This window comes from Nonlabens sp. Hel1_33_55, assembly GCF_900101765.1.
Taxonomy (GTDB): Bacteria; Bacteroidota; Bacteroidia; order Flavobacteriales; family Flavobacteriaceae; genus Nonlabens.
Genome location: NZ_LT627735.1, coordinates 2,094,440 through 2,113,812 on the forward strand (window position 1 = coordinate 2,094,440; position 19,373 = coordinate 2,113,812).

Annotated in this window: 15 protein-coding genes; 8 read left to right on the forward strand and 7 right to left on the reverse strand. The window is 40.7% G+C overall.

Annotated elements, in window-relative coordinates:
• Positions 1–29: 29 nt before the first annotated feature.
• The 3 genes from BLO34_RS09335 (at position 30) to BLO34_RS09345 (ending at position 5,347) form a co-directional block, all read left to right on the forward strand.
• Positions 30–2,966, forward strand: a complete 2,937-nt coding sequence (locus tag BLO34_RS09335) for a GH92 family glycosyl hydrolase (protein WP_090754712.1) — start codon at positions 30–32, stop codon at positions 2,964–2,966.
• 4 nt (positions 2,967–2,970) lie between these two features.
• Entirely contained in the window at positions 2,971–3,942 is a 972-nt protein-coding gene (locus BLO34_RS09340; RefSeq protein ID WP_090754715.1) for a N(4)-(beta-N-acetylglucosaminyl)-L-asparaginase, read from the forward strand.
• Positions 3,943–4,030: 88 nt separating this feature from the next.
• On the forward strand, positions 4,031–5,347 hold the full coding sequence (locus BLO34_RS09345) for a sugar MFS transporter (protein ID WP_090754717.1): 1,317 nt from the start codon (positions 4,031–4,033) through the stop codon (positions 5,345–5,347).
• Between the two features lie 496 nt (positions 5,348–5,843).
• On the opposite strand, the gene nqrF is transcribed toward BLO34_RS09345, so the two are convergent.
• Genes nqrF through BLO34_RS09375 form a run of 6 tightly spaced genes read right to left on the reverse strand, consistent with a single transcriptional unit; the run spans position 5,844 to position 12,014 of the window.
• Positions 5,844–7,145 carry an NADH:ubiquinone reductase (Na(+)-transporting) subunit F gene (nqrF, locus tag BLO34_RS09350; protein ID WP_090754719.1) on the reverse strand — a complete coding sequence of 434 codons (1,302 nt, stop codon included), beginning with the start codon at positions 7,143–7,145 and terminating at the stop codon, positions 5,844–5,846.
• A 19-nt stretch (positions 7,146–7,164) separates the two neighbouring features.
• Entirely contained in the window at positions 7,165–7,782 is a 618-nt protein-coding gene (gene nqrE / locus BLO34_RS09355; RefSeq protein ID WP_090754722.1) for an NADH:ubiquinone reductase (Na(+)-transporting) subunit E, read from the reverse strand.
• A 19-nt stretch (positions 7,783–7,801) separates the two neighbouring features.
• Positions 7,802–8,500, reverse strand: coding sequence for an NADH:ubiquinone reductase (Na(+)-transporting) subunit D (locus BLO34_RS09360; RefSeq protein WP_090754723.1), 699 nt, complete (start codon positions 8,498–8,500; stop codon positions 7,802–7,804).
• A gap of 52 nt (positions 8,501–8,552) precedes the next feature.
• Complete coding sequence (locus tag BLO34_RS09365; RefSeq protein WP_090754725.1) at positions 8,553–9,278, reverse strand: Na(+)-translocating NADH-quinone reductase subunit C; 726 nt, start codon at positions 9,276–9,278, stop codon at positions 8,553–8,555.
• Between the two features lie 3 nt (positions 9,279–9,281).
• A complete protein-coding gene (gene nqrB, locus BLO34_RS09370) occupies positions 9,282–10,667 on the reverse strand; it encodes an NADH:ubiquinone reductase (Na(+)-transporting) subunit B (RefSeq protein WP_090754727.1) in 1,386 nt (461 codons plus the stop codon).
• Positions 10,668–10,670: 3 nt separating this feature from the next.
• Entirely contained in the window at positions 10,671–12,014 is a 1,344-nt protein-coding gene (locus BLO34_RS09375; RefSeq protein ID WP_090754729.1) for a Na(+)-translocating NADH-quinone reductase subunit A, read from the reverse strand.
• A gap of 180 nt (positions 12,015–12,194) precedes the next feature.
• Here BLO34_RS09375 and BLO34_RS09380 point away from each other — a divergent pair, with 180 nt between their 5' ends.
• From BLO34_RS09380 to pruA, 4 genes are all read left to right on the forward strand, one after another.
• Complete coding sequence (locus BLO34_RS09380) at positions 12,195–13,451, forward strand: DUF5103 domain-containing protein (RefSeq protein WP_090754732.1); 1,257 nt, start codon at positions 12,195–12,197, stop codon at positions 13,449–13,451.
• A gap of 27 nt (positions 13,452–13,478) precedes the next feature.
• Positions 13,479–14,624 (forward strand): DUF3667 domain-containing protein, encoded by a 1,146-nt coding sequence (locus BLO34_RS09385; protein WP_090754734.1) that lies wholly within the window; start codon positions 13,479–13,481, stop codon positions 14,622–14,624.
• Positions 14,625–14,626: 2 nt separating this feature from the next.
• The gene (gene apaG / locus BLO34_RS09390; protein WP_090754736.1) at positions 14,627–15,013 is read left to right on the forward strand and encodes a Co2+/Mg2+ efflux protein ApaG; all 387 of its coding nucleotides are present in this window, start codon (positions 14,627–14,629) and stop codon (positions 15,011–15,013) included.
• A 244-nt stretch (positions 15,014–15,257) separates the two neighbouring features.
• Positions 15,258–16,886 (forward strand): L-glutamate gamma-semialdehyde dehydrogenase, encoded by a 1,629-nt coding sequence (pruA, locus tag BLO34_RS09395; RefSeq protein WP_090754738.1) that lies wholly within the window; start codon positions 15,258–15,260, stop codon positions 16,884–16,886.
• A 229-nt stretch (positions 16,887–17,115) separates the two neighbouring features.
• Here pruA and rsmG read toward each other — a convergent pair whose 3' ends face one another.
• A complete protein-coding gene (gene rsmG, locus BLO34_RS09400; protein WP_090754740.1) occupies positions 17,116–17,757 on the reverse strand; it encodes a 16S rRNA (guanine(527)-N(7))-methyltransferase RsmG in 642 nt (213 codons plus the stop codon).
• A gap of 103 nt (positions 17,758–17,860) precedes the next feature.
• Here rsmG and BLO34_RS09405 point away from each other — a divergent pair, with 103 nt between their 5' ends.
• A complete protein-coding gene (locus BLO34_RS09405; RefSeq protein ID WP_090754742.1) occupies positions 17,861–19,048 on the forward strand; it encodes a pyridoxal phosphate-dependent aminotransferase in 1,188 nt (395 codons plus the stop codon).
• Positions 19,049–19,373 lie beyond the last annotated feature (325 nt).

Consider the following 19,373-nt stretch of genomic DNA (forward strand, 5'->3'; position numbering starts at 1 on the left):
TCCTATCTTTAAACCTTAAAACTTCGAAAGTGAAATATTGCAAATGGGTCTTGTTGGGATTGTTACTGGCTGTACTGATTTCTTGTGATGAGCAGGAATTTAGAGAAGCAAAAGCAGCCAAACCACTAACGGAATATGTCAATCCCTTTGTGGGAACTGGCGGCCACGGTCACACTTATCCAGGAGCGAGCATGCCTTTTGGGATGATGCAATTAAGTCCAGATACCAGACTGGATGGTTGGGATGGCTGCAGCGGTTACCATTATAGCGATGACAAAATCTATGGATTTTCACACACGCATTTGAGCGGTACTGGCGTGAGCGATTATGGCGATGTGTTGTTGATGCCTACCAACAAACCTGTTCTTAATAACGGTGCAGACGGTAATGATGGCTATCGCTCCAGCTTCTCTCCTAACAATGAAACGGCCAGTCCAGGATACTACAGCGTGAAACTCGATGATACAGATATCAAGGTGGAACTCACGGTTTCAAAACGCAGCGGTATCCATCGATATCAATATCCGGACAGTCTCAACCAGTTTCTCATATTGGATCTGGAACATCGCGACAAATTGTTGGAACACGAACTGAACCTTGAATCTGCTACTGAAATATCTGGCAAACGGTTTTCCAGCGCTTGGGCTAGCAATCAAATGTTGTATTGCTACATGAAGACTTCCCATCCTATTAAGGATTGGGATAAAGATGTTGATAATTCAAGAACCAAAAAAGCTTTGAAATTTGAAAATCCTGATAATGATCCAGTAATCATAAAAATCGGAATTTCTGCAGTTGATGTTAACGGAGCAAAACGCAATCTTCAAAGCGAGATAGGCGATAAAACATTTGATGAAATACATCAAGAAGCAAAAGCGACGTGGGAAAAGGAGTTGTCCAAAATCATAGTTGAAGACGATGATGAAGACAAAGTCGCCACATTTTATACTGCTTTATATCATACGATGCTAGCGCCCAATCTATATCAGGATGTAGATGGTAGGTATCGAGGCATGGATCTGGAAGTGCATCAAACTAACGATTTTGATTATTATACCGTTTTCTCGCTCTGGGACACGTATCGCGCAGCGCACCCTTTATATACAATCATTGATCAGAAAAGAACAAATGATTTCATAAATACGTTCACGGCAAAATATGACGAAGGTGGTATTATGCCCATCTGGGATCTAAGCGGGAATTATACGGGTTGTATGATAGGATACCATGCGGTCCCTGTAATTGCAGATGCTTATATGAAAGGTATTGATGGCTTTGATGTGGTAAAAGCTTTTGAAGCTATGAAGCACAGCGCGATGCAGGATAAGCTAGGATTGAAATCGTATAAAAAACTGGGCTTTATTCCTGTAGAAGAGGAAAGTGAATCTGTTTCAAAGACATTGGAGTATGCCTATGATGATTGGACCATTGCACAAATGGCAGAAAAGATAGGTGCGCTCGAGGACTATGAAACCTTCATCAAACGAGCTCAGAACTATAAAAACCTTTATAATCCCGAAACTGGATTTTTTCAGGGTCGATTTAGAAATACTTGGTTCTCGCCTTTTGATCCGTTTGAAGTGAATTTCAATTACACGGAAGCAAATGCATGGCAATACTCCTTATACGCACCGCAAGATATATTAGGACACATACGTATGATGGGTGGTGAGGATGATTATGAAAAGCACCTTGATAATTTATTTACCGCAACAGCAAAAACTTCTGGTAGAGATCAGGCAGATATTACAGGACTTATAGGTCAATATGCTCATGGCAATGAACCTAGTCATCACATGGCTTATTTATATAATTATGTAGGCAAGTCGTCAAAAACTCAAGAAAAAGTCCATGAAATACTAACCACGCTATATTCAAATCATCCTGATGGTATTTCTGGAAACGAAGATTGTGGTCAGATGAGCGCATGGTATGTTTTGAGTTCATTAGGTTTTTATCCAGTTACTCCTGCCAGCAATCAATATGCTATTGGGTCACCACTGTTTGATAAAGCAACCATTCATTTTGAAAATGGAAAATCTCTTACCATAACTAAAAATGGTGATGGCAAATACATTGATGCCTTATACATGGATGAGAATCCAACCGATTGGGTTAATGCGAGATCTCATAATACGGCATTCATCACACATGAGCAATTAATGGCTGGTGGCTCCTGGAATTTTAAAATGTCCAACACTCCAGACACTTGGGGTAGTTCCCTTTATCAAACGCCTACCACGAGTATCAATGATTTTCCAATTGTGACTGCACCGTTCATCAAAAGCGGAGATATTTCATTCCCTAAAAGCACTACTATTGAATTAGGCACCACCATGTCGCGATCAGATATTTACTACTCACTTGACTATGGGCAATTCCAAAAATATGATTCTACTTTGAGTCTTGATAAATCAGTAGGCTTGAGAACTTTTGCGGTGTATCAAGGAATTAGCAGTGACACCGTACAAACCGACTTCCATAAATACGATGCCGACAGATCTGTAGAGCTAAATTATGACTATGCCAATGAATATAGTGCTGGTGGCAAGGATGCTCTTATTGATGGTTTGAAAGGTAGCGTAGACTATCGCTCAGGCGCTTGGCATGGAATTAAAGATCAAAATCTGGACATTATTATAGATTTAGGATCGGTTAAAAGCGTTAATGAGGTTGAAGTAAATTTCTTGAAAGAGCAGCGCAGCTGGATTTTTTATCCGCGAGATCTGGAAGTCATCTTAATGGATTCCAATAAAGAAGTTATTGCTCAGAAGAAATTGGAATTACCATCCACAGGGAAGGAAGAGGTGAGCGAGATCCACACATCAACCATCCAGTTTGATGGTAAACAGGCGAGGTATGTCAAAGTTGTTGCTAATAATTATGGTAAGTTACCAGAATGGCATCTAGGTTTTCCTATGGACGGTACCGCATGGATTTTTGTTGATGAAATAAGTATAGAATAAGATTGTGGATAGAAGACGTTTCATATCAACAACCGCAAAAGGCAGCATCGCAGTGAGTTTAGGTATTCATTTAGTTGCGTGCAAATCAAAATCAAGGATTATGAAAAATACACCTATCGCTATTTGCACATGGGCTTTTAGTAAAGCAAATGAAGCTGCTGGTAAGGCATTAGAATCTGGAATGAATGCTCTAGATGCTGCTATTGCAGGAGTTGCAGTAGAAGAGGAAAATCTTAAAAATACTACCGTTGGAAAAGGTGGAGCTCCAGATCGTGAGGGAAATGTGACTTTAGATGCTTGCGTGATGGATCACAACGGCAACTGTGGAGCAGTTGTCTGTGTAGAAGGATATACCAATGTCGCAGCCATTGCCAAACAGGTGATGTTACAAACACCACATGTTATGCTTGCAGGAGAAGGCGCCCAAGAATTTGCCGAAAAACAAGGTTTTAAAAAAGAACAACTATTGACAGAATCCTCAGAAAACGCCTACCGTGAATGGCTCAAAACTGAGAACTACAAACCTATCATAAATATTGAAAACCATGACACCATTGGAATGCTATGTATGGATGATAATGGTGATATCGCCGGAGCCTGTTCCACATCTGGATTATCCTATAAGATGAAAGGTCGCGTGGGCGACTCGCCAATTATAGGCGCAGGATTGTTTGTTGATAATGAAGTAGGTGGCGCTGCCGCCACTGGAATGGGAGAAGAAATCATGAAAAGTCTAGGTAGTTTTTTAATTGTGGAATTGATGCGCAATGGCATGAGCCCGCAAGCTGCTTGTGAAGAAGCTGTATTGCGAACGGTGAGGAAAAACCCAGATCACAAAGATTTTCAAGTTGCATACATCGCTATGAACAAGCAAGGAGAAACAGGCAGTTATTGCATACATCAAGGTTTTGCCATGATGGAATATCGTGAGGGCAATAATCGTCAGATTTCTTCCACATCCTATCTTAACGATTGATTACTTGATAAAAATGAGTATGTTTAATTCCGCTTTCGCGAAAGCGGAACTCTTATTAATGTCAATACTATAAAATCAATTTTCCTGCATGACTACTTCAAAAACCAACTACACCGTACCCTTTATAATTATTACCGTGTTATTTTTCCTTTGGGGATTCATCACCGTATTGGTGGACAGTTTGGTACCCAGGTTGAGAGAGGTTTTTGAACTAAGTTATTTTCAAGCTGGATTAGTGCAATTTGCCTTCTTCCTAGCCTACTTTGTTTTCTCAATTCCAGCTGGTGTTCTACTATCCAAGGTTGGTTATAAAAAGGGAATTATCATAGGCTTGGCAACAATGGCCATAGGATGTTTATTGTTTTACCCAGCATCTTCAGAGAGATTGTTTGGAGTCTTTCTATTCGGTTACTTCACGTTAGCTGCAGGTATTACTATTCTACAAGTCGCTGCAAACCCATACGTAGCTGTTTTAGGTAGTGAAGAAGGTGCCGGTAGCCGCTTGAACCTCGCACAGGCTTTCAATTCATTAGGTGCTTCCATCGCGCCTATTGCCGGAGCCGCTTTTCTGCTAAGTGATAAAATTCTGACCTCTCAAGAAATAACCATGCTAACTGATGTGCAACGGGAAAGCTACTACATCACTGAAGCTGGTGCCGTACAAACTCCGTTTTTATTTTTTGCAGGACTCATTGCACTTCTTGCCGTTGCTTTCATATTTATCAAGCTTCCGCAACTGCAAAAAACAGCCAAAGGTGGTTATGCTGCACTACTCAAAAAGAAATCTGTATGGATGGGAGCTGCAGGAATATTTGTCTATGTAGGTGCAGAGGTTGCGATAGGTAGCTATCTGGTGAATTACTTTATTGATCTCAATCTTGAGGAAACAATACGTAACAACGAGACTATGGGTGGCATCGCTTCATTCTTCTTGAATGCAGATATAAATGATATTGATGCAAAAGCCGTCGTTGGTGCTTTCTTATTTTTCTATTGGACTGGAGCCATGGTAGGCCGCTTTATAGGCTCTGCATTGATGCGTTTTATCGCACCTTTTAAAGTTTTAATGACCTTTACCGCTCTCGCCATTTTGATGATTATCATCAGCGTTTCCTCGGTTGGATTGACGGCGATGTGGGCGATTTTGGCCGTAGGATTGTTCAACTCTATTATGTTCCCAACAATATTCACATTAACACTTAATGGATTGGGCGATTTGAAGCCACAAGCCTCCGGATTGCTTTGTATGGCAATTGTAGGTGGTGCGATTGTGCCTATCAGCTTCGGTGCATTAGCTGACTCCTTAGGCTTTGCGCTGGCATTTATCTTGCCTATGGCTTGTTATGCCTATATCATGTTCTTTGCGTTTTATAAAGGGCGTAAGATTCAGGCTGTTACTGTTTAAGACACATATAACGAGCTGCTTTTCAAATAGCGAATAGCGAATAGCGAATAGCGAATAGCGAATAGCGAATAGCGACATTAATAAAGGTTATCCAGTCTTAGCGTGACTCGTTGAATTTTGTTTCCACATACCTCTTTAGATTACTCAACTGATATTGTTACTTAATACCTCAGTGATCTTAGCATAAGCGTAAGTCATCAGTGTACAACTATAAAAGCTAGTCTTATTTGAACATTGCGATTTGAGAATGTAATTCTATTACTGGCAGATTCGTTTCGACCTAAACTTACTATCTGTCCAACTATAATATAGATTCCTTATTTTGTGAATGGACACGATTTTGAGGCCAGCATTGAATTTAATTCAAGGAGATGCTGACGTAGGTCAGCATGACATTTAAATCCTAAAAGCCACTACTCTGAAATAAAAAACCCGATCATTTCTGATCGGGTTTTTTAATATATTACGCTTTTGCGAAAGCAATATAATCTAAGGCTTATCCTCCAAAGTCATCAAAACGGATGTTCTCTGGTGGCACACCGAAGTCTTCCGCCATTTTACCAACAGCGTTGTTCATCAGCGGCGGTCCACAAAAGTATACTTCTATATCTTCAGGGGCTTCGTGTTTACTCAGATATTGGTCGATTACCACTTGGTGAATGAATCCAACAAATCCATCTCCAGCTTCATCTTCTATATCCTCTTTCTTCTTCCAATTATCCTCTTCCGCTGGCTCTGAAAGTGCCATATAAAATTTGAAGTTAGGAAATTCACGTTCCAATTCTCTAAAGTGTTCGATATAGAATAACTCACGCTTAGAACGTCCACCGTACCAGTACGTCACTTTACGATCTGTCTTCAAGGTTTTGAATAGCTCATATAAGTGTGATCTCATTGGCGCCATTCCTGCTCCACCACCTACATATAACATTTCTGCATCTGAGTGGTTGATGAAGAACTCACCGTAAGGTCCTGAAACAACTACTTTATCACCTTCTTTTTGGTTGAAAATGTAAGAACTCGCAATACCTGGATTTACATCCATCCAGCCATTCTTTGCTCTATCCCATGGTGGAGTAGCGATACGTACGTTCAACATGATCTCACGTCCTTCTGCTGGGAAAGAAGCCATTGAGTAAGCTCTTTCTACAGTTTCAGGGTTCTTCATTACTAAAGGCCACAAGTTGAACTTGTCCCATTCTGCTTTGAATTTATCCGGTGTCTCATGCTCTTCTGGGTGTGCTGTGATATCGATATCTTCATATCGCACTTCACATTTAGGTATTTCAATCTGGATATAACCTCCAGCTTCATAATCCATATCCTCAGGTAGCATGACCACAAATTCTTTGATAAACGAGGCCACGTTGTAGTTACGCACTACAGTAGCTTCCCATTTTTTGATTCCGAAAACTTCTTCAGGAATCTCGATCTTCATGTCCTGTTTTACCTTAACCTGACAACCCAATCTCCATCCAGCAGCAATTTCCTTACGGGTAAAGTGAGGCACCTCAGTTGGGAGAATAGATCCACCACCTTCAGAAACGACACATTTACACTGCACGCAAGTTCCACCACCACCACAAGCAGATGGCAAGAACAATTTGTTATCACCTAAAGTTCCTAGCAATGTGCCGCCAGAACCAGTTGTGATGTCTTTTTCTCCGTTAACATTGATCGTTACAGGACCAGATGGGAGCAATTTTGATTTTGCCGTTAGCAACAAGACAACTAATAAAAGTATCAGCGTCAAGAATATAGCTACACTGGCAAGTATGGTAAGCAAGTTAGAATCCATAAATAGTTCTTTCTAAATATTAAATTTCGATTCCCATAAAACTCATGAACCCTAGAGCCATAAGTCCTGTGATGATAAATGTAATTCCTAATCCACGTAGTGGTGCTGGAACATTGGAGTAAGATATTTTTTCACGTATAGCAGCAATAGCTAGAATGGCTAGGAAAAATCCAAAACCGGATCCTATTCCATAGACAGCAGATTCTCCAATATTGGAAAAGTCTTTTTGTTGCATAAAGAGTGATCCACCTAATATCGCACAGTTTACAGCGATCAAAGGAAGGAAGATACCCAGGGCACCGTATAGTGCTGGAGCAAAACGCTCAACCACCATTTCTACCAGTTGTACCATACTCGCGATTACCGCGATAAACATGATGAAACTCAAGAAACTCAGGTCAATATTTGCAGCGTTTTCCATTCCTGTCCAGGTCAGTGCGCCTGGCTTCAATAGATACGTATCCAACAACCAGTTGATAGGTACAGTGATACCTAATACGAAAACTACAGCAGCACCTAGCCCTACAGCAGTCTTAACCGATTTTGAAACGGCCAAATAAGAACACATACCCAAGAAGTAGGCAAATACCATGTTCTCAATGAAAATACTTCTAACAGCGAGATTGATTAAATCCATTTTCTAATTCTTAGTATTATTAATTCTGTTCTATCAAAGTTCTATTACGGCTGCGTTGTACCCAGATGATGATACCTACGGTAATCAACGCCATTGGTGACAATAACATCAAACCGTTGTTCTCATAACCAAATTCATAAAATGATTCAGGAATCACCTCAAAACCTAGCAATTTTCCTGCACCTAGTAATTCTCTAAAAAATGCTACAAGGATAAGTATGAAAGCATATCCAGCGGCATTACCAATTCCGTCAAGGAAGGATTTGTATACACCATGTCCTAATGCAAAAGCCTCCAATCGACCCATTACAATACAGTTGGTAATGATCAACCCTACAAAGACCGATAGTTCCTTAGAAACATCATAAGCATAAGCTCTCAAGACTTGGTCAACAAGAATTACCAGAGCAGCAACTACAACCAATTGCACGATAATCCTGATTCGAGAAGGAATCAAATTACGCAATGCAGAAATGATCATGTTACTAAACGCCATTACAGCCATTACCGCAATACTCATTACGATCGCCGGCTTTAATTGTACGGTAATTGCCAGTGCAGAACATATTCCCAATACCTGAACGGTGATCGGGTTGTTATCTGTTAAAGGATCAGATAATAGCTTACGGTTTTTCTTACCCAGCAATCCTTCGCGCTCATCGGTGTCCGACAAGAAAAGGATCAATTCCTGTTTTTTAGCTTCTTTATTGTGTGCCATGAATTTTGTTATTTATCTCGCTTTCGCGAAAGCGTAATTATCAAAAGCAGATTTACTGCATTGCAACTTTAACGCTCGTCTTTTCTTTAAAATATGGAAGGTATCGTTGCAATCTTTCAGAAATCATGTCAGTAACACCATCTCCAGTAATCGTTGCTCCTGCAATCGCATCAACAGCATTGTCGTCTTTATTGTCGCCGCCTTGGTATCCTTTAGCGACAGATACACCTATGAAGTTTCCTGATTCATCCATGATCTTCTCATCGTCAAAACGTTGCTTGAACCAGTTTTGAGTGATCTCTGCACCTAGTCCAGGAGTTTCTCCTTTGTGGTCAAAAACAGCTCCTTTAATAGTATTCACGTCATCCTTAAGGGCAACGTAACCCCATATCGCATCCCAAAGACCTTTACCTCTCAACGGCACGATATAATATTTAGCACCTTCCACGTCTGCTACGTATAATGGGTATGCTTGCTCTTCTACCGGGCGTTTCAATTCCTTTTTAAGGTCAACCGTAAATGCGTCAACATCTGTGCGCTCTTGACCTTCAGCGTCTAGGGCAACTTGATCAACAATATACTTGCTGAATAGTGCCTCTGCAGAATCTCTTGTCGTCTCGATACCAACGGTAGCAAGAATGTTCTGCATTTTTTCTTGTTTCACATTCTCTGCCTGTGCTGGCTGCAGATTTGTAGCTGCAAACGCTAATGCGCTAGCAACAACTGCCACCATAATGATTGCAAATATGAACGTGTATGCGTTTGAATTTCTATCCATTTCTTAAGCTGCTTGAAGTTGAACTTTAGCTTTTTTCAATCGTTTCTTTCTCTTATTGACATTCCCTTGGATCACGTAGTGGTCGATAGTCGGCGCAAATACGTTTAGTAAAAGAATAGCAAGCATGATACCTTCTGGATATGCTGGATTGAAAATACGAATCAACAATCCAAAGAATCCAATAAGTATACCGTAGATCCATTTTCCCTTAGTTGTTTGTGCTGCACTCACTGGGTCAGTTGCCATAAAGACAATTCCAAAGAGAATACTACCAACTACTAAGTGCTGATAGAACGGGAAATTAAATAACTGATTGGTTCCCATTTCTAATAATGTTGCGTCCCAACCGCCTAACTCTAGGGCTGCGACTGCTCCAGCGTCATTCAAAACCTGATCCATAGTGATTCTACCACCATCAATTAATTCTCTAACAAAGTCTTCTCCTAAACCTCCAAAGAAGTTAAACAGAAGTCCCATGACTACACCACCTAAAAGACCGCCAAGAATAATTCTCCAGCTACCTACTTTAGTTGCGATTAAGATGATTGCTCCTATTATGATCATAAGTGCAGATGTTTCTGCTACAGATCCTGGGATGAATCCCATGAACATATCATAGAAATCGATCCCTGCCAATACTGAAGTTTCATTTACGGCTGCTGGATTGGAAAAAGCAACTGCGTTACTCGCAGCACCGCTAATTTGCCCATCGTAAGACCCGCTCGCTAGTGCTCCCAGAATCGTTTCACCAGATACAGCATCAGTAGAACCTTCATGAACCCATATTGCATTACCTGACATGTAAAGAGGATATGCAAAGAATGCAAATGCTCTAGCCGTTAATGCTGGATTCAAAATATTCATTCCTGTTCCACCAAATGCCTCCTTACCAATCAATACGGCAAATGCCACTGATAATGCAAGCATCCATAGCGGAATATCTACTGGGAAAATCATTGGGATCAAAAGTCCTGTTACCAGATAACCTTCATTCACCTCGTGACCTCTATAGATCGCAAAAATGAACTCTATCGTTAATCCTACTACATAGGATACAATTACTAAAGGTAGCACCAGAATAGCTCCTTCAACAAAAGCATCCATGAATGGGACATCTAAAACGCTGGCAAGACCGCGCTCTTGATACAAGTATTGCGCTCCGCTATTCCACATTCCAAAAATCAACGCTGGAATTAAAGCTAAAACCACCGTGATCATCGTACGCTTCAAATCTGAGACGTCACGAATGTGAGCTCCCTTTTGAGTAGTATGGTTGGGAGTAAATAAGAAAGTATCAAAAGCATTGATTGCCGGAGCAAACTTTTCATACTTCTCACCAGGTTCGAAAGGTTTTCTTGCCTGATCCAGTCTATTTCTAAGCCATTTCATACGTTATCCTACTTCAGTTATCATTAAATCAAGTCCCAAACGAATAATCTCTTGAGCCTCTAATTTTGATGTGTTTATATAATCTACTAAGGCAAAATCCTCTGGAGCTACTTCATAGATCCCTAGGTTTTCCATTTTTTCAATATCGCCAGCCATACAAGCCTTGATCAATTGCATAGGATAAATATCCATAGGCAACACCTCTTCCATCTCGCCAGTTACAACCAGCGCTCGCTCTTCACCATTCAAGTTTGTGTCGACTTTGCTGCGACCACCTTTCATCCATGATAGAGAAGTTCCAGAGATACTTGGAATATTGTTTCTTGTAAATGGCAACCATCCCAAAAGCGCATATTCATTTCCTTCAGGAATTAGAGTAAGCGTATTGTGATAGAAGTTCAAAAATTGATCGTTATCCAACTTATCACCAGTCAACACATCTCCAGATATGATTCTGGTCTCATTAGTATTAACATTTGAAACAAGCTTTGAAACATTAGAACCTATAATCGTTCTGTAATATTTGCGATCTGCATCTGCAACCTCAGATCCTACAAGAGCAACAGTGCGTTCTCCATGGAATTGACCAGTGAGGAAGAGATTACCTATTGTCGCAACATCTTCCGCTCCAACAACCCAGACCTTTTCGCCAAAGTTGATAGGATCAACCTTATGAATCTGCACACCAGCATTACCAGCTGGATGCGGTCCTTTTACTTTATGAACAACAGCATTTGAAATAGAACCCAGTTGTGAATCCTTTCCAACACCTACGTGAACTTGACCTTCAGTCAGTTTACTCAACGCATCAATTCCTGCTTGAAAAGCTTCCTTTTTACCAGAAACTATAAAGTCAACATCACCTGCCAGAGGTGCTGTCGTGTAAGCAGAAACAAAAATGGATTTAGGAGCATCCTCAGAACTTGCAACAATGTCATAAGGCCTTTGGATGATAAATGGCCAGCAACCACTCTCTAGGAGTCTGGTTTTGACCGCTGCAGCATCTGCTGTGTTAGGATCCATTTTACCAAAATCAACGTGCTCACTCACAGCGTCTGCTGTGATGCGAACTTCAAGAATACGCCTTTTGGCACCTCTCAAAACCTCAGAAATGGTACCGCTAACTGGCGCCACAAACTTTACAGGCTCGTCGTACTTTGAATAGAAAATCGTTTCACCAGCCTTCACTTTTGCGCCTTCTTTGAGCACAAGCTTGGGAACAACTGCATGAAAATCTAATGGTTTGATCGCGTAAACGCTAGATCGTGGCGCATCGACAATTGTTTTGTCTGCCACGCCTTTGAGCTTGAGATCGAGCCCTTTTCTAACTCTAATGTCCTTTGACATAGGATGAATGGATTTAGTCCTTTTTTGAGTCTGCAAATTTAAGTAATAAAGAGGTCAATTAAATCAGAGTAATTTATTTAGATCACTTCTAAATAGTTGGCTCAAGTTGCTTTGGCACTGCTTTGGCTAACTGTTTAAACTCTGAATTTTAATTTATCTTTATCCAGCAAATTTTACGCTATGAAGTCGTTTTTTTTCTTGTTCATTACATTAGTTTTCTGTTCCGCTTTCGCGAAAGCGCAAGAACTAAAAGACCTCGTCAATGACCCAGACTACATAAAGACGGTAACCTTCAACAAACCACCTGAAAATATGGTGCCAGTCTATTTATTGGGTGAGACAATCAACATCAGCTTTGATGATATTATAGGCGATGAAGCCAATTACTTCTACCAGATCGAGCATTATGATTATGACTGGACGCCCAGTGCGCTTTTCAAAAATGAATTTCTTGAAGGAGTAGACGACCGCCGTATCCTCAATTACCGCAATTCCTTTACCACGCTACAAACCTATTCGCACTACGAGTTTACCATTCCTAACCAATTTACTACCGCGCTTACAGTTAGCGGCAATTACATGGTTCACTTCTATAATGACGACCGCGAGCTTGTTTTCTCTAGGAAATTTATGTTGCTGGATGACAAGTCCTTAGTAGGTGTTGCTACCAGAAGGGCCCGCGATTTAAAATTTGTGAACGTCAAACAGCGCGTGGAATTTTTTGTGGACTCTGAAGAAATTAATTTTATCAACCCCAAGGAAAATCTCAAAGTCACCATTATCCAGAACAGCGATTTGAATACCGCGATCTATAATATCAAACCTCAATTCAACTTAGGGAACAAACAGCTTTATGACTATGATGGGCCGACCTCCTTCTGGGCTGGAAATGAATATTTGAATTTTGAGAATCGGGATTTTAGATCACCAAACAACAATATCGATTTTGTGCGTCGCAATGAATTGTATGAGTCTTTTCTATTTATCGATGTTACCAGATTATTTGCAGAATACACCTACTTCCCAGATATCAATGGAAACTTTTTAGTAACCACCACTACCAACGAGGATAATGACATACAAGCAGAATATCTAAAGGTCCATTTCAAGGTAGATGCTTTACAGGTTCTTCCAGAAAATTCCAGCGTGTTTGTCGCGGGAAACTATAATGGACACCAGTTTCAGGATGAGAATTTGATGACTTTTAATCCGCAGAGTAATTTGTATGAAGCAACCTTACTGCTTAAACAAGGATTTTACAATTATCGCTATACGGTACTCGATGAGAATGGTCTGGAACTTCCAGGACTCATCAGCGGGAACAAGTGGCAAACCGAAAATGAATATACGGTTCTCGCTTACTACCGCACACCAGGCGGTCGTTATGATCAGCTAATTGGTTATGGTTCTGGAAATAGTGCTAATATTTCCAATTAATTATCTTTGATCGACCAACCATCGATCATGAGCCTACCCGCAAGACAGCTGCCAGAATATCGCAGTGAGAAATGCCTTAATTGTGACACTCCACTAGAAAAAGAAGATAAATTCTGCCATCAGTGCGGTCAAATCAACTCAAAGAAACGGTTGTCTCTCAACGACTTCTTCAGCGAGTTCCTTTCAAATTTTATCTCGTATGATAGCAGGATATGGCGAACGATAAGTGGTATTCTCTTTCAGCCTGGAAAAGTTACCAAGGAATATTGTGCGGGTCGTAGGAAGCAGTATGCAAATCCTTTTCGGTTTTTTCTTACTGTGAGCATCGTTTTCTTTTTGATGGGTCAGACCATTCTTAATTGGGATGATGATTTTGGTACGTTTGTAAGCTCATTCAACAAAGGTTTTGCAGAAGGTAGAGGAAACCTATCTGATAAAGCAGCATTACAGGATCTCATCAAACAACGCGACTCTCTAGAAGCCGCAGGAAACGCCGCTGGAAGCAAAGCTATATCGAGAGTTATTGAAACACTGCAAGGCACGGTTACAGATTCCCTCAAAACAACTACCTACTTAACGGAAGCTGAACTTGACGAAAAAAATTACTTCTCCAAATATCTAGAACAAACTTCTGACTATAAAAAACATGCTGAAAACAATCCAGAGATGAGCATAACCCAAGCTCTAGAAGATTTGGGACATGAACGAAACGGGCTAAACATCTCTAGATATCGCAAAGCGTTGCGATTCAATGATCTGGAAGAACGACCCTATCAGATAGTAGAGATGATCGTCCCTAAAATACCATTGTTTCTATTCTTTTTTGCACCTGTCATCAGTCTCTTTTTATGGCTCATTTATATGCGACGGCCGTTTAATTTCATGGAGCATCTGGTATTCACATTCCACGTTTTTACGTTTTTCTTTTTGAGTCTTTTTGTTTTATTAGGAATTGTTGGTTTGAGTTTTGGTTTTATAGGCTGGAAATGGCCTGCTATTATTATTTTGGGAATATGTGGCCCCATTTATTTCTACAAAGCCATGCGCAAATTCTATAGTCAGAGCAGAATTAAGACAATATTAAAATTCTTGTTTTTAAATTTTGTATTTTTCCTACTCTTTATGTTCAGCGCAGGTTTATTTATTGTAGGCAGCGTATTTATAGGAGCCTAAACATGTTACAGCAAATTACCAGAGGCATCAAGATCACGGTGCGCACGTCTTTTCAGGGTACATTTTATAAGAATTATAAGATGCACTTTGCCTTTGGCTACAACATTACCATTGAGAATCAAAGTAAGGATAGCGTTCAGCTTACCTCACGTCACTGGAAGATCAAGGACAGTTTGAGCCGTACAGAACATGTGGATGGTGAAGGCGTTATAGGCAAGAAACCAGTTCTCAAGCCAGGTGAATCGCACACCTATAGCAGCGGTTGTTTACTGGCATCGCCTTTTGGCAGTATGAGTGGTACCTACACGATGGTCAACTTCAGTAGCGCTAGACATTTTGCGGTCAATATCCCTAAGTTTAAATTGAGTGCTCCCTTTGCACTGAACTAAATTTAAGTTCAAAATTTAACTTAAAAGAGATGTATGGGAGTAGTTCGCTTTCGCGAAAGCGGAATTCTCAATATCCACTGCAATCCATCAAAATCATATTGCAATGCAATGCGTTCTCAATCAAATGGCAGCAAAATCATAGTTTAAGATTTCAGTTTTGATTTAAGTTTAAGTTTCATGCAGATCTATTGCATGGAACGTTTTGTATTTTCACGGCAGAAATTATAACCAAGAAAATATAATCATGGGAAAAGGATTTTTCAATGTACCAGTGGCCGTTAACGAGCCCATTTTATCATACGCACCAGGCACTCCAGAACGTGAGGAAGTTCTAAGAGCCTACCAAGAATTTTATAATACACAAACTGTAGTGCCTGTTTACATAGGTGGTGAGGAAATCAAGACCAAAGATACCGGCGATATTAGACCGCCACACGATCATAAAAAAGTGGTGGGAACTTATCATAGAGCAGGCAAGAAAGAAGTGCAAAAGGCGATTGCTACAGCATTGGAAGCTCGCAAGGAGTGGTCACAACTGCCATGGGAACAACGCGCAGGTATTTTCCTAAAAGCTGCAGAACTTATCGCAGGACCATATCGTGCTCGCATCAATGCAGCGACGATGGTGAACCAATCCAAAACTGTTTTTCAAGCAGAAATAGACAGTGCTTGTGAACTAGTGGATTTCTTAAGGTTCAATGTAGAATACATGACCGAAATCTATGCAGAGCAACCAGCATCAACATCTGGCGCATGGAATAGATTGGAATACCGTCCACTGGAAGGTTTTATTTACTGTATCAGTCCATTCAACTTTACGGCTATTGCTGGTAACTTGCCTGCAAGTGCAGCCCTAATGGGTAACGTTTGTGTATGGAAGCCTAGTGATCACCAGATGTTGAGTGCTAACGTGATTATGGAAATCTTCAAAGAAGCTGGAGTTCCTGATGGTGTGATCAATATGGTCAACGCAGAACCACAAATGATGACGGAAGAAATTTTGTCTCACGCAGATTTTTCAGGTGTTCACTTTACTGGATCTACAAGTGTTTTTAAAGGAATATGGTCACAAATAGGTCAGAATATTAATACCTACAAAACGTATCCGCGTATTGTTGGAGAAACTGGCGGTAAGGACTTTATCGTTGGGCATAAATCTGCTATTCCTGCGCAGGTAGCTACGGCCATCGTTCGTGGTGCTTTTGAATTTCAAGGTCAAAAATGTAGCGCAGCTTCCAGAGCCTATATCTCAGAAAGTATATGGCCGGAAGTGAAGGAATTGATAGGGAAAGATATTGAAAGTATCAAAATGGGGTCGCCAGCAGACATGACCAATTTCATGACCGCAGTAATTCATGAAGGTTCTTTTGACAAGTTAGCTTCCTATATTGATAAGGCAAAGAAAAGCAAAAAGGCAGAAGTTGTTTTTGGCGGTGGTTATGATAAGAGTGAAGGATGGTTTGTAGAACCTACCGTAATTGTGACTACAGATCCCAACTATGAAACCATGGAAACCGAATTGTTCGGTCCAGTGATTACCATTTATGTCTATGAGGATAGCAAGTGGGAAGAAACATTGAAGTTGGTTGATGAAACAAGTATTTATGCTTTGACTGGAGCTATTCTAGCTCAAGACCGTTACGCACTAAATCAAGCTACTAGAGCGCTAGAGAATTGCGCCGGTAACTTCTACCTCAACGATAAATGTACGGGTGCCGTGGTTGGACAACAGCCATTTGGCGGAGCAAGAGCATCTGGAACTAACGACAAAGCTGGTTCAAAACTGAACCTGTTACGCTGGGTTTCTCCACGTATGATCAAGGAAACTTTTGTAACACCAACGGATTATCGTTATCCATTTATGGGTGAGTAATTAGATTGATTTTATAGAATTGGAAAGCGCCTTCTCATTAGTTTGAGAAGGCGCTTTTTGATTTTTTGAATAATTAAGCCGCTTCGAGCGGGAGCCTGACTGCAGCAGGCAGGTCGAGAAAAAGCGATTCGATTAGTTATGAAGATTGTGCTAAAACCATATCTCGATATTTCGATTGCACTCAGTGCGACGCTGTCGCTCGATACTGGTTTTAATACTTTATAAAATTTTAAAGAGGCAAATGCACCACTTTCTTCGTCTCAAAAAAGGGATCTTCAAAGATTTGATCCAGTTCGTATATGTCGGCGTGTTTGAAGGGTTTGAGTTCTTCTCGCAAGTCGCCGCCTTTTAGGTATAGGATTCCGTTTTCTATCTCGTGGTAGCTGTCCTTGCGTACTTTGTTGCGGGTCCAGCTGACGAAATCGGTCATGTTTGTGACTGCTCTTGATACTATAAAGTCAAATCTGCCTTTTACTTTTTCGGCACGGCCGTGTTCTGTGGTGACATTTTCTAAGCCTAGCGCTTCTACTACGGCATCGACCACTTTAAGCTTTTTGGCAATGGAGTCTACGAGGTGGAACTTGGTTTTAGGAAACATAATCGCGAGCGGTATTCCAGGAAAGCCGCCACCTGTTCCTACATCCAGAACTCTTGTTCCTCCAGGTGTATTGGGCAAGCTTTCGCGAAAGCGAACTACACTTACTATTCCCAATGAATGCAACACATGTCTCGTGTACAATTCATCAATGTCCTTGCGTGATATCACATTAATCTGCGCGTTCCATTCTTTATAGAGGCCTTCCAATTGAGCAAATTGCTGTTGTTGACGATCTGTTATATGTGGAAAGTGTTCTTTGATGATTTGTGACACGAATGCGATGTTTTTATAGATTTACAAAAATAAACGAATAATAAATGGACGAAGCTATTGATAGTTGTCCATGAATGATATTTTTGTAGTAAACCAAAGCATTATGAACCAGCAACTTTCTGACCGTATCAACAACCTGCCTACCAGCGCCACGCTTGCCATGGCGGCCAAAGCACGCGAACTGCGCGAGCAAGGAAAGGATATTATAGGTCTGAGTCTAGGTGAACCAGATTTCAACACGCCAGATTTTGTCAAAGACGCAGCCATTCAGGCGATTAATGATAACTATAATGGTTACACACCAGTAGATGGCTATGTAGAATTGAAAGATGCGATCATCACTAAATTCAAACGTGATAACAATTTAACGTATGACCGCAGCCAGATTGTGGTTTCCACTGGAGCAAAGCAATCCATCGCTAATGTTGCGATGGTGGTTCTCAACAAAGGTGATGAATGCATCCTGCCAGCTCCTTACTGGGTTAGTTATAGCGCAATCGTTGAACTAGCCGAAGGTGTTCCCGTAGAGGTTCATGCCGGTGTAGAGCAGAATTTCAAAATCACGGCAGAACAACTGCGTGCAGCAATCACGCCTAAAACAAAAATGATTCTCTTCTCATCACCCAACAATCCCAGCGGATCTGTTTTTTCTAAGAAAGAATTAGACGCTTTTGCTGAGATTTTGAAAGATCATCCTCAAATTGTTGTAGTAAGCGATGAGATCTACGAGCACATCAATTACGGTTCTGGTCACGCCAGTATTGCCAATTGTGATGGAATGTATGATCGCACCGTGACGATTAATGGTGTTAGTAAGGCTTTTGCTATGACTGGATGGAGAATAGGCTACATAGGTGCACCAACTTATATTGCACGTGCCTGTAACAAATTTCAAGGCCAGATCACCAGTGGAGCCAACTGTGTTGCCCAACGTGCAGTCATCACGGCACTGGAAGCTCCAGTTTCCAAAATCCAATACATGGTAGATGCCTTTGCAGAACGTCGCAAGTTGATCCTCGAATTGCTTGGTCAAATCGACGGATTTGTGACTGATGAGCCAGAAGGAGCATTTTATGTGTTCCCAGATATTTCGGCGTTTTTTGGTCGGGAAATCAAAGGACACAAAATCTATACGGCAGAGGATTTCTCGTTGTTCCTATTAGAAAAAGCTCTTGTAGCGACGGTTTCTGGAGAGTCTTTTGGCGCACCTAACTGTATCCGTATTTCATATGCTGCAAGTACAGAGCAAATCAAGGAAGCGATTGAAAGGATTCATTTGGCGCTTTCATAAAAGATTAGTTCGCTTTCGCGAAAGCGGATTTCAAAATAAATTAAAACCATCAGTTTTGCAGTCTTGCAAGGCTGATGGTTTTCAAGTTTTGTAATTATCGCATTATCCAAAAGACGTTTCAACTAACATCTTATAATAAAGGAAAGCGATAAGTATTACGATTTTGAATTCTGAAAATTCTTTCCTGGCATTAAAGTCTTTATATGAAGCCTAATAGTTGGTAAGGTTGAAATCAAACTAAGATTTAGTATTCTGATCTGCTACTATAATCTTATTAAAGAGAGCTCAAATTGTTCTCCAAAACATTTTTGATTTTGTTCTTGAT